Genomic DNA, 13103 nt, shown 5'->3' with positions numbered 1-13103 from the left:
TGCCCCATCCCTAGTTAAACTAGAAATAAGAAGTTGATGCCGATTTACTTTTTATTTTACTAAGCTACAATTTGTTTCACTTTAATAAATCATAAATAAGAAGCTAATTATTAACCCAAAATAGCGGAGTACATAAAGAAAACCATAATTAATATCGCTCTTAGTTTAGCCTTCTTTTTTAAAAATACAACGATTACTCTTATTTCATAAATTACGAAATCACTAATATTTTTTACAAAATTTACAAATTATTATTTCGTATATCTTTCTAGGTAACATCCATACTATGAGTACAAACTTAATTACCGATGGATTAGCGCCAACCGGGGCGATAATCTGGTTCAAATCCAGCTAGTCCAACCAAAAAAACTTTTATAACTCTAAGGAGGATATATTCCTATGGCAAACCAAAGTTCTTACAATCAATTAGTAGTACCAGGAGCAACAGCTGCAATCGACCAAATGAAGTACGAAATCGCTCAAGAATTTGGTGTACAATTAGGAGCAGATTCTACGGCTCGCGCTAACGGTTCTGTTGGTGGAGAAATTACAAAACGTCTAGTTGCAATGGCTGAGCAAAGCCTTGGCGGATTCCAAAAATAAATATATATGGCAAAAAGGTCTCAAGGCATATGCCTTGAGACCTTCCTTATTTACTGCAACATTTGTAAGAACCTTTTCGTACGTTCTTCTTTTGGATTTGTAAATACATCTTCCGGTGTACCTTGTTCGACAACGACACCGCCATCCATGAAAATAACACGGTTCGCAATTTGATGGGCAAAACGCATTTCATGCGTTACAATGACCATCGTCATTCCTTCTTTAGCAAGTTCTTTCATTACTTTCAGAACTTCTTGAACTAGTTCAGGATCAAGTGCTGACGTCGGTTCATCAAATAGTAACACTTCCGGTTCCATCGCAAGCGCGCGAGCAATTCCGACGCGCTGTTGTTGTCCACCTGATAATTGGAACGGATATAAGTCCACTTTATCTGCTAAACCAACTTTTTCAAGGAAGTAGTTTGCTTTTTTCTTCGCTTCTTCTTTCCCCATCTTTTTCACTGTAACGAGCCCTTCCATTACATTTTGAAGTGCTGTTAAATGCGGGAATAGGTTATGGTGTTGGAATACCATACCTGTTTGCGTACGAAGATCTACAATATCTTTCTTCGATACTTTTTGAGAGAAATCGAGCTCTTTATTACCGATGCGAATGCTACCAGCGTTCGGCATTTCTAACACATTGAGGCAACGTAGAAATGTTGTTTTACCAGATCCAGATGGCCCGATAATAACAACCACTTCGCCCTTCTCAACTGTTAAATCTATATGTTTTAGTACGGTATTATCTCTGAAACTTTTTTGTAAATGTTGAATTGAAATCATAAAAACAAAAACTCCTTTTATGAAAGGATTATTTTAGAGTGTAACGTTCTGAACGTTTTTCTAATATTTGTTGCACGATAGATAATAAGAAGCAAATTACCCAATAAATTAGACCTGCTTCAAAATAAACAATTAAAAACTCATAGTTCATTGCCGCAATTTCCTGCGCTTTTCGGAACATTTCTGTTACTAAAATTAACGACGCTAATGAAGTATCCTTCACTAAGCTAATAAATGTATTCGAAAGTGGCGGAATGGATACGCGCGTTGCTTGCGGTAAAATAACACGTTTTAACGCTTGTGGATATGTCATCCCAATTGTATACGCTGCTTCCCACTGTCCTTTCGGAATGGAAAGGATAGAAGCACGAATAATTTCAGATGCATATGCACCAACATTTAATGAAAAACCAACAATTGCTGCTGTATATGGCTCAACTTCAATATTAAGAGTTGGAAGACCATAGAAAATAATAAATAATTGTACAAGAAGTGGTGTTCCGCGAATGATAGATACATAGATACGAGCAATCCATTGTAAAATACGACTACCTGAAATACGTGCAAGTGCTGTTAACGTCGCAAGTATAATACCGATAATAAACGTAATAAGCGATAATGGAATTGTTGTAAAGACAGCTTCCTTCAGCATAGGCGCGAAGGAAGTCTGCATAATATCTATCCATGTAGACAGGCGATCTGAAACCAATGCACTACTTAGATACATTTTCACCGAACCATTTTTTCGTTATTTTATCGTACGTACCATCTTTTTTCATATCTTCTAACGCTTTATTTACTTCTTGTACAAGTTTATCGCTACCTTTACGGAATAAGAACCCACTTTGTGACGCTTCTTTTTCTGTATCTACAATTTTAATTTTCGCATCTTTTTTCGTTTCTAAATAGTTTAACACCGATAATTTATCATTAATTGTGAAATCAACGCGGCCAGTGTTTAATAATTCTGCCGCTTGGCTAAATCCTTCTACACCCTCGATTTCCGCACCATTTTTCTTAGCAATATCTGCATAGTTACTCGTTAAAGATTGCGCTCCTTTTAATCCTTTTACATCAGCAAATGTAGCAGGCTTATCTTTATCTTTTGCGATAACTAATGCTGCTGAAGAAGAAATGTATGGACTAGAGAAGTCATATTTCTTTTGACGATCTTCACGAATACCAACTTCGTTCGCAACCATATCGAAACGCTTCGCATCTACTCCTGCAAGTAAGCTATCCCATTGCGTTTCTTTAAATACAGGTTTCACACCTAAACGTTTTGCAACTTCTTCTGCTAATTCAACGTCAAATCCAGTTAATTTATTGCTTGAATCGTGGAATGTGAACGGTGGGTATGTACCTTCTGTTCCAATTACAAGTTCACCACTTTGTTTTATCTTTTGTAATGCGTCTTGATTAGCTGTATCTTTTTTCTCTTCTTTACCGCAGCCCGCTACAATCCCGATTGCTAATGTAGTTACTGCAAGCACTGAAAATAATTTTTTCATGATGGTAATCCTCCAAGTATTCTGATAGGAATTTAAAAACTATATTGATTGTATGCAATCTTGAACAATTTTTCAATGAAAATGTTCTTATTTAGTTTATCCTTTTTCTTCATAATCAAACAAAATGGAAAAATAACGTCACATACAAAAAATAAGTAACATTTTTTAATATAGCATTTATAGAGAAAAAGGTAAAACAATACTTCTTATTTCACCATTGTGATTTATCGAAAAACCGATATGTTCACCAATACAAAAAGAACTTGCGAAAATCGCAAGTTCTCCCCTATTAAGCACTTTGATTGCCTTCCATTTGCGTTTTATACATATCGTAATAACGCCCGCGCTTTTTCATGAGTTCATCATGAGAGCCTTTTTCCAAAATCGTTCCTCTATCAAGCACAATAATTTGATCCGCACTTTTAATTGTTGAAAGACGGTGAGCAATAATAAACGTTGTTCTCCCTTTTTTCACAACTTCTAGTGCTTGTTGAATCATTGCTTCTGTTTCTGTATCAATACTGGAAGTCGCTTCATCTAAAATTAAAATCGCCGGATCAAAAGCAAGCGCCCTTGCAAACGAAATAAGCTGACGCTCTCCTGTAGAAAGCGTACTTCCCTTTTCTGTAATTTCTTCATTTATATTGTTCGCAAACCTTTCAGCACCAACATCACGTAACGCCTTTACAATACGCTCTTTTGAAATTTTTTCATTTTCTAAGCTAACATTAGACGCAACTGTCCCGCTAAATAAAAACGGATCTTGCAATACAATTCCCATATGTTCACGAGTTGCTTGTTTCGGCAGCTCTTTCACATCATGGCCATCAATCGTAAGCTTCCCTTTTTGAAACTCATAAAACTGAAAGAGCACATTCATAATGGAACTTTTTCCTGAACCAGTATGACCAACAAGTGCCACTGTCTCCCCTTGTTTTGCTTCAAAAGAAATATTTTTTAACACTTCATCTTTTCCGTTATAAGAAAACGAAACATTATCGAATTTCACATTTCCGTTTAAACGGGGGATGTGTTCATCTTGAACTGCTTCCCCTTTTTCGTCTAACAATTCAAAAACACGCTCTGATGCAACGCGCGCTTGCTCTAAGTTCGCAAGCTGATTCACCATATTCGTAATTGGCGAGAACAATCGTGTTAAATAATCAACGAACGCATACAGTACTCCTAGTGAAACAATACCTGTAGCACTTAATGACGCACCGCCGAAATACCAAATCACACCTGTGAAAGCGATGTTTCTTAATACAGCTACTAAGTTATGCGAAGTTGCTGCATTTAAATTTAAAATTTTATTTTGATATTTAAAATAATCGCCATTTAATTCTTCAAACTCTTTTTTCGTTTCGCGCTCTTGGCGGAACGTTTGAATAATTGGCATACCTTGAATCGATTCATTCACTGTTCCGTTAATATCAGATAAACGGGAACGCATTTTATGATTGTATACAGACGCATACTTTCTATAAAGAATCGCCCAAATAATTAAAATCGGGATGATGAGTAAACATAGTGCCGCCAATTTTACATCGAGTAAAAATAGTGCAGCGAAAATCCCGATAATATAGATGATACTAGAAACGAATGTCGCCAGCACCGTTACATACAAATCACGAATCGCCTCTGTATCATTCGTTACACGCGAAACGATTTTCCCTGCTGGTAAATGGTCAAAGTACCTGATCGGCAACGTTTGAATATGAGAGAAGACGTCTTCCCTCATAATTTGAATAATTTTGTTCGCCGCCTTCTGCAAGAAGAACTGCTTTCCATATGCAAACAATGATACGATTACTAATAAAGCGAAATATCCTCCACCAAGTAATAATAGACGGTTTATTTCTGGCTTATAAAACGCAAATACTTCTTCCTTCGTTAATGCTTTCGCTTTGTACACTTGCACTGCCTTACCATTTTGAACGGTAATCATATCACCTTTTACAGAACGTGACCCTTCAACACTTACCTTATTCGGTACAAAGTAATACTGAAAACCAACTTGCATCACGCGCACTTCTTTTCCTTTTTTCTCACCTTGTTCAAAGCGATCACTTCGCTTATAAAAGGTGCCATTATACGAAACAGCATCCTCACTCTTTTCCGTTTCATACCAAGGTTTCTCTATACCAACGATATGATCATCAATCATCGTTTTTGCAACGAAAGGACCGGCCAGCTCTGCAATGACGAAAACAAATAACATTGCCATCGCTGCAAAAATCGGGCCTTTTACTTTCATCGCATATTGAAATAGTCGTTTTGAAACACTCATATTTTCACCCCACTATCCGCACTTTCACTTTCACCTTGTTGTCTTTCAAACTGCTCAGCATACCAGCCACCATTTCGAACGAGTTGATCATGCGTACCTTCTTCAATCACTCCACCGTCATCCATAACGAGAATCCAATCTGCATGTTGTACTGCTGATAAACGGTGCGTCGTAATAATCGTCGTCTTTCCGCTTCTCTCTGTTCTTATGTTTTCAATGATCGCCGCTTCCGTACGAGCATCAACAGCTGATAGTGAATCGTCCAAAATTAAAATTTCTGGATTTTGAATCACAGCTCGCGCAATTGAAATCCTTTGCTTTTGTCCACCTGATAACGAAACACCTTTCTCTCCAACTAGCGTTTCTAACCCTTCTGGTAAAAACTCTAAGTCCTTTTTAAACGCGGCAATTTCAATGGCCTTCTGGAGTTCTTCTTCCGTCGCTTCCCTGTTTCCAAATAAAATATTTTCTCTCGCTGTTTTAGAAAATAAAATGTGTTCCTGAGGTACATATCCAATCCATCCGAGTACATTTTCATTCGTCATTTTATCTAATGTCACATCAGAGACTGCAATATCCCCATCTCCAAGTGGATATTGACGAAGAAGCTGACGTACAAGCGTTGTTTTCCCGCTTCCTGTTTTCCCGACAACCCCAAGTGTTTCTCCTTGTTTTAATGTAAAAGAAACCTTTTTTAAATTCATTTCAGTTGATGACGGATATGAAAAGGAAACTTCCTCAAACTGAATATAGTCCGGCTCTTGTACAAGCTTTGGATTTTTCGGATCCTTTACATCTGGTTCATAAGCTAACGTTTCATTCACACGGTCGAGCGAAGCATTTCCTCTTTGCATAACATTGATTAATTCACCAATTGCAAACATCGGCCAAATCATCATCCCTAAATACACATTGAATGAAACAAGTTCACCCAGTGTTACCTTTGATTGAAATACAAGATACGCACCATACACTAAACCGATTAAATAACTAAGACCAACGAGCATTTTTACCGTTGGCTGGAATAATGCATCGATCCTTGCTACCTTCATATTTTTTTCGTAGACGTCATCTCCTAAATGATGAAATCTTCCCTCATCTGCATTCTCTTGTACATACGCACGAATAACGCGCACACCAGCGATCGACTCCAGTACTTTATCGTTCATATCGCCAAACGCATCTTGCGCAACTGTAAATCGTTCATGCAATTTCTTTCCATATATATTCATCGCATATGCCATAATCGGAAGCGGTATAAGTGCTGCTAATGTAAGCTCCCAACTGATTGTAAACCCCATCATAAAGACGATTGTAAGCATATATAAACTAGAATCAACGAGCGTTAATATACCGAAACCAGCTGTCATAGCGATTGCTTTTAAATCGTTCGTTGCTCTCGCCATTAAATCACCAGTACGATTTTTTTGATAAAACGTCGGTGTCATCTTAAGTAAATGCCCCATAAATTTAGAGCGCATCGTTTTCTCAAGCACGAATGCACCTCCAAACAATTGATGTTGCCAAACAAAAGTAAGACCATATCCAACTACTGTAACTCCTATTAAAATAAGAATAGACTCTATAATTGCTGCATTCGTTAACGTTCCTGTTTTTATATTATCAATCGTAACCCCTAACACTTTCGGGGGAATGACTTCAACTATATTCACAATTAAAAGTGCACCAATTGCGATACTATATCTCTTCCAATGTTCTTTAAAAAACCATTTTAACTTTAGTAATACTGAAAACAATGTAATCTCTCCCTTCTCGTTCTCGTTTCACTCTCATTTCGTTATCCACTATCCAAATCCATCACATTTACATTTCGCAACCCATACAATCTCATCACATTTTTCCACCTTCTAAAAGTTGTTTTATAGTAACCATACAAAGTATGGAAACAAGCAAATTGGACAAAAAAAAGCATACCGTCGCTTGACGATATGCACAAAAATGCATAAAAGCGTACGTTACGATATACGCAACGTACGCTTTTTATAAGACACTGATGCCTTATATGTCCGCACGGGTTGCGTAATGATATAAATGTTTTCTGCCACTTAACAGAGCTAAGCCCATTACATTTACGATTACAATCATTACACACACCCCTTTCATTTATTTTCCATTTATAATCTTACAACTTTATTGAGTATTCTGTCAATTGTTTTTTTACATATAAAATAAAATACATAATGAATTCATTTGAAAAATATTATCCCCCTACAATCACCTTATACTCACTCTTACAAGTTGCTATTTTAGGAGGACTAATCATGACAACTAGTAATACATACTTTTCGTTCTCTGCATATTTTGAAATATACTCTAAAGCAAATAATTGAGACCTTGATAATTCCATAATCAAATCTCCCCTTTAATTGAAATGACCTTAATCCTTTCAATTAAAATTGCATTTTTTCCTTCTTATGCAACTAACCTAATTTATTGAACAAAAAGTACTTTAATACAGTCTAATTACAGATGCGAGCATTCTTTACGGGTAAATCCACACATTCTACAGAAATTTGATACCCTAGCCATCTCTCAGCAATATGTTCAAATGAAGAAACAGAGCCTGTTGTAAAAAACCGATGCTTCGGATTCAAATTGTCAGACAGGATTCCTTTGTGCTGTAAAATTGTGCTTAACTCTATCGCTGTTTCTTCTGCAGAACTAATAATCGTTACATCCTCTCCTAGTTCCTCTTTAATATAAGACTCTAAAAGTGGATAATGCGTACATCCGAGAATTAACGTATCTATATCTTCTTTCGTTAATGGCAGTAACGCTTGTTTCACTTGCTGCGCTACATATGCTATATCTTCTAATTGATTTTCTACAACTGTAGCTAAAGTCGGACACGCGTGACTATGCACTTCCAAATATGTATCAAGCTCGTGTAATGCTTTTTCATACATATTAGACTGGATCGTACCTACAGTTCCAATTACTCCGATTTCCCCTTTCTTTGTCACTTTAATTGCCGCTCTTGCTCCTGGATGTATAACGCCAATAACCGGAATGGACAGTGCTTCTTGCAGCGCAGTCAATGCAGCTGCTGCACCAGTATTACATGCTACAACTAGAGCTTTTAACGGAAACTGTTTGAGGAATTCAACCATTTCAAATATGAAAGATTGTACCTCCTCTACACTTCTTGGTCCATACGGACAACGCTTATTATCACCAATATAATAAATGCTCTCTTTAGGCAATTGTCTTATAATTTCACTCGCAACTGTTAATCCCCCAACTCCCGAATCTAGCACACCTATTACGGAATTTTTATGACCTGTAGACATATACTTCATCCCCTTCTCAATCTTCTAGCTCTCATAATATTTATTATATTATGAAAGTTCGATATTACATAATAATCCCTTTCCCTTTTAATCACAAACTCTTCTCTATAATCTGATTATTACTATATCCATTGACGTATAAAAATTCATTTGTTACTCTTAAATACGTTAATTTAATATTTAAATCCTCATTCGTATCTCGGTGAGGTAGAGGTTGCAATCATTAAGAGTATCATTTCAGGAGATGTAGTGGCATTGATGAATGAATGAGAAAGGAATGGTTGCCGAAGTAAGTCGTGTCCACCATACATGCTTGCTGGGTCTGTATTTAATAAGTGCAGAACTGTCACAAACGTTTCCGTTTGTGGAGAGCTATCGAGAGGTATGTCGTGGGTTTCTTATAAGATAGAAAGCATGTAGCGGCAAATTACGTGCTTTTTTTGTTTTGTTTGGGACTTCTCTTCCTGACTTCGGAAGACATACATATCTCCTCGCTTGACTTGGTTATACTAACTTTGGAGGTATTTTCTATGCAGCAAAAAAAATGGGGCTTTTGGGTACTAACAGCTTTCGTTGTCGGTAACATGGTTGGCGCTGGGATTTTCATGGTGCCAAGTACGTTGGCACAAACAGCAAGCCCTCTCGGTGTCACTTTAGCTTGGTTAACAACAGGGTTTGGTGTTTTAATGCTAGCTCTTGTTTTCGGTAATTTAGCAATTCGTCGTCCTGATTTAACGACAGGACCACAAAGTCATGCATATGCTTTATTCTCATCACCAAAAAAGAAAAAAATGGCTGGTTTCAGTATGGTATGGGGATATTGGGTTGCAAACTGGGCAAGTAACGTTGCCATCATTACATCATTTGCGGGATACTTATCACTCTTCTTCCCAATTATGAAAGATACACGACTACTATTTTCAATCGGCTCTTTCAATGTAGAAGTTGGAAAACTTATTACATTTACTATTTGTTCCGCCTTACTATGGGGAACTCATTTAATTTTAACAAACGGTGTAAGCGGAGCTGGAAAACTAAACTTCATAGCAACTACAACGAAAATAACTGGATTCCTTTTATTCATCGTCGTTACTTTATTTGCATTCGAAGCTTCAAAGTTTGGACAATGGTACACACCGATGATCGATAAAGAAGGCGTATCACACGGTCTCCTTTCACAAGTAAATTTAGCTGCTCTTACAACGCTTTGGGCATTTATAGGGATTGAATCAGCGGTTCTTTTATCAAACCGAGCTACCTCTCCCAAAACAGTAAAACGCGCAACAGTTGCAGGATTATTAATTACAGTTGCAATTTACTTAGGAATTACAATTTTAACAATGGGTGTACTTCACGTTGATAAATTACAAGCTTCGGAACGTCCATTAGCAGATGCATTAAACGCTGCAATGGGTCATGGCGGCGGGAAACTTATGGCATTACTTGCTCTTACTTCCCTATTCGGTTCCATCTTAGGCTGGATTTTATTAAGCTCAGAAGTACCTTATCAAGCAGCAAAAGAAGGTTTCTTCCCTTCCTTCTTCGCAAAAACAAATAAAAAAGGAAGTCCAATTCATTCACTACGATTAACAAACATTATGTCGCAAGTGTTCTTATTCTCAACATTATCAGGAACAATTGCAGAAGCTTATACATTCGTTATTACCGTATCAACACTGGCCTATCTCATTCCGTATCTCGTCTCACCAATCTTCCAGTTAAAACTAGTCGCAACTGGTGAAACGTATAAAAATGAAATGGGTTCAAGAATTATGGATGGCATAGTCGCAGTGATCGCACTTTGCTATGCACTATGGGTTATTAAAACCGGCGCATCCGATATAAAAACATTCCTTCTCGGAATTGGTTTATTCGTAATCGGCTTTGCCTTCTATCCATTAATGAATCGTGATCAGAAAAAAAATAACGAAAAGAAAAACGAGCAAGTTGCATAACGCAATTTGCTCGTTTTTTCTTTTATAAAACATATATAATAGAACAAAGAGGTGAAAAACATGTCAATCGAATCATTATGGAGCAGTCGCTTCCAACAACATATTCAAAATATCATTACATACTTTGCACGTATGATTAACGGTTTACTATATAGCTTCATCTTTGTCTCCTGTATAGGTGCTTACTATTACGCAAAGTTTCTTAAAACAGCTCCTTCTACAGGAGTATCCTTATTACTCATTACAATCGTCCTAACCGGGGTTATATCGAGATGCCCAATACGTACATTTATTCAAAAACCTGATGCTGTCTATTTACTCGCACTAGAAGAGAAATTAACATCTTATTTTAAAAAATCTCTTCTATATAATTACATCATTCAGCTTTTCCCATTATTATTTATGTTCCTTATTCTCGTTCCACTTGCCATACAATCATTACAATTAACGGTACCTTTTTTATGTACAATCTTTATCGTTTTAATGATTACGAAGGCCTGGAATATGTACATACATTGGATGTGGCGTGATAGTGATGAAAAAAGCATATGGTTTATCATTCGTATTGCTTGTAACGCACTTATCATTTACATGCTGTTTTATACAGCAAATGTGATCGTATTAGGCGGACTACTCTTACTTCTCGCTTTCCTACTTCTATACACGAAAAAACAACCGACAAAACGAATACCGTGGGAATACATAATCGAGCAAGAAGAAAAATTGGACATACGTTTTTATCAATTCGCTAGCATCTTCACCGATGTGCCGCAACTAAAAAAACAAGTAAACAGCAGAACATGGCTTACAAATTGGATCGAACCTTTACTACATAAAAAACAAGCTACTTTCTTCTATTTACATACACTATCATTTTTACGTGGCAATGATTATTTTGGTATATATATTCGATTAGGGTTAATCGGTGCTTTCACCCTATATTTTGTTCCAAACATATACGTAAAAGGCGCTATCGCTTACGTCGTCCTATATATGATTTCTATGCAGCTTCGTTCTCTGTGGAAATATTTTTCGGGAAATATTATTGTAGCATTGTATCCGATTACTACTGAAGAAAAAACGAACCAATTTCTCAGCTTAATTTTCATATTAATAAGCATTCAATTAATTGTTTTTTCAGCTGTTGTACTCGTTGCTACAGGACAAGTTCTACATAGTGTTATCATTATGATTGCCGGATTACTCTGGATCAAATTTATTATTGTACCAAAAACGAAGAAACGAATTTCCTCGTTTTAACGAAAAGGAGGCTGTACATAGCAGCCTCCTTTTTTCGTCCCAAAATTTAGTTGAAGTTGATCCCTTTTAAAAATCATATAAAAAGCGAGCCCCATTATCACCGGTTCGCTTTCCATATAGTTTTATCCAATCTGAGAAATCTCCCCCTCATACTTCTCTTTCCCTATCGCCTTCATAAATAATGCAATACTGCTCATACCAACGATAAAGTACAGAGCACTCATGCCCCAAGATGCAAGAAACGAGCCAATCATAACACCTAATGCACCGTTCATTTTTGCCACTTGAAAGACCATCCCATTAATCGCCATATAAGAACCTCGCGCCTCGTTTGGCACCATATCTGCCATAATAGATTGACGTACTGGTACATACATCATCTCGCCTACCGTTTGGAAAAGCCCTGCGACTAATAAGATCCATAAACTATTGCTCGTTCCGAGTATTGTAAATCCAATTGTATAAATGAATAAGCCTACATATAAAATTTTCAAATCATTGAAGCGTTTCAGCATTTTAATAAGAAGCGCTGAACATAACACAACTAAAATTGTATTCTCTGCAGAAATCCAGCTCAGCATGCGAATACCTGTTAAATCAAACGTGAAACCATTACCGAAGAAAAAGTGAACCGTTTCAAATTCCTTCTGCAAGCGAACGCCTAAATAATTATTAATTTGAAACTCTAACGATAATGTACATATACTCGCTGCACAAAAAATTAAAAACGCCCTGTCTTTCATCACAACCTTATAACTATCTGCCATATCTTTTAATACATTTTTCTTCTCTACTGTTTTTCGTGCTATATACACTTCTTCCATATATACAGCCATTACATATAAGGTAATAACTGCAACAGCCGTTAATACGATAAACAATTGTAATCTATAATTCTCAAATAGTAGTCCACCAAATATTGCTCCAATCGCAATTGATAAATTAATCGCCCAATAGTTTATGCTGTACATCACTTTTCGATTTTCAGGTGTACTTACATCGATTAACATCGCTTCCGTTGCTGGATTCATAAGTCCAGATCCTAAACTATTCACTAACATAAACACAAATGTTAACCACGGGGAATCTACATAATCTGAGTTTGCAATCCCCATACAAGCAATGGAAACGACTTGTATACTTTGGCCGATAATCATTACTTTTTTACGACCGAGCCGATCCCCAACATACCCACCATATAAGCCGATAATTAATGAAGCTAACACATTGATTAGCAATAAAGCACCAGCAATCGCACTACCTAACTTGATTGAAAAATAAATCGCCATAAATGGAAAAATCATTGTGGACACAGTACGTGTTAAAAATGAAGTTATAATTCTAATTTTTATATTTCGATGCATACTCCAAAACCCCATTGTTTCCCC

Annotated in this window: 11 protein-coding genes and 1 riboswitch; of the genes, 3 read left to right on the top strand and 8 right to left on the bottom strand. The window is 36.7% G+C overall.

Annotation, left to right across the window (positions count from 1 at the left end; translation table 11 throughout):
* Positions 1 to 399: 399 nt before the first annotated feature.
* Entirely contained in the window at positions 400 to 603 is a 204-nt protein-coding gene (gene sasP, locus COC96_RS21840; protein WP_000013349.1) for a small acid-soluble spore protein, SasP family, read from the top strand.
* A 50-nt stretch (positions 604 to 653) separates the two neighbouring features.
* On the opposite strand, the gene COC96_RS21835 is transcribed toward sasP, so the two are convergent.
* From COC96_RS21835 to racE, 7 genes are all read right to left on the bottom strand, one after another.
* A complete protein-coding gene (locus COC96_RS21835; protein ID WP_098268748.1) occupies positions 654 to 1388 on the bottom strand; it encodes an amino acid ABC transporter ATP-binding protein in 735 nt (244 codons plus the stop codon).
* Positions 1389 to 1416: 28 nt separating this feature from the next.
* Entirely contained in the window at positions 1417 to 2115 is a 699-nt protein-coding gene (locus COC96_RS21830; protein ID WP_098769347.1) for an amino acid ABC transporter permease, read from the bottom strand.
* Positions 2102 to 2899: an amino acid ABC transporter substrate-binding protein gene (locus tag COC96_RS21825; RefSeq protein ID WP_097904053.1), complete on the bottom strand. Its 798-nt coding sequence runs from the start codon at positions 2897 to 2899 to the stop codon at positions 2102 to 2104. Before COC96_RS21825 ends, COC96_RS21830 begins: the two co-directional genes overlap by 14 nt.
* A gap of 289 nt (positions 2900 to 3188) precedes the next feature.
* Positions 3189 to 5189: an ABC transporter ATP-binding protein gene (locus tag COC96_RS21820; protein WP_098769345.1), complete on the bottom strand. Its 2001-nt coding sequence runs from the start codon at positions 5187 to 5189 to the stop codon at positions 3189 to 3191.
* On the bottom strand, positions 5186 to 6946 hold the full coding sequence (locus COC96_RS21815; RefSeq protein ID WP_097904051.1) for an ABC transporter ATP-binding protein: 1761 nt from the start codon (positions 6944 to 6946) through the stop codon (positions 5186 to 5188). Before COC96_RS21815 ends, COC96_RS21820 begins: the two co-directional genes overlap by 4 nt.
* 464 nt (positions 6947 to 7410) lie before the next feature.
* A complete protein-coding gene (locus COC96_RS27640; protein ID WP_176538800.1) occupies positions 7411 to 7557 on the bottom strand; it encodes a hypothetical protein in 147 nt (48 codons plus the stop codon).
* A 112-nt stretch (positions 7558 to 7669) separates the two neighbouring features.
* Complete coding sequence (gene racE / locus COC96_RS21800; protein ID WP_098769342.1) at positions 7670 to 8500, bottom strand: glutamate racemase; 831 nt, start codon at positions 8498 to 8500, stop codon at positions 7670 to 7672.
* Between the two features lie 200 nt (positions 8501 to 8700).
* A riboswitch (Lysine riboswitch) is annotated at positions 8701 to 8883 on the top strand.
* Positions 8884 to 9030: 147 nt separating this feature from the next.
* Between racE and COC96_RS21795 the strand changes: the two genes are divergently transcribed.
* Entirely contained in the window at positions 9031 to 10455 is a 1425-nt protein-coding gene (locus tag COC96_RS21795; RefSeq protein ID WP_098769341.1) for an amino acid permease, read from the top strand.
* A 60-nt stretch (positions 10456 to 10515) separates the two neighbouring features.
* On the top strand, positions 10516 to 11715 hold the full coding sequence (locus tag COC96_RS21790; protein WP_098769340.1) for an ABC transporter permease: 1200 nt from the start codon (positions 10516 to 10518) through the stop codon (positions 11713 to 11715).
* Between the two features lie 122 nt (positions 11716 to 11837).
* On the opposite strand, the gene COC96_RS21785 is transcribed toward COC96_RS21790, so the two are convergent.
* Positions 11838 to 13094, bottom strand: a complete 1257-nt coding sequence (locus tag COC96_RS21785) for an MDR family MFS transporter (RefSeq protein ID WP_098769339.1) — start codon at positions 13092 to 13094, stop codon at positions 11838 to 11840.
* Between the last annotated feature and the right edge of the window lie 9 nt (positions 13095 to 13103).

Source organism: Bacillus cereus (genome assembly GCF_002577405.1).
Classification (GTDB): Bacteria; Bacillota; Bacilli; order Bacillales; family Bacillaceae_G; genus Bacillus_A; species Bacillus_A cereus_AU.
Note: the sequence above shows the minus strand (reverse complement) of the source record. Positions and strands in the feature narration are given on the sequence as shown.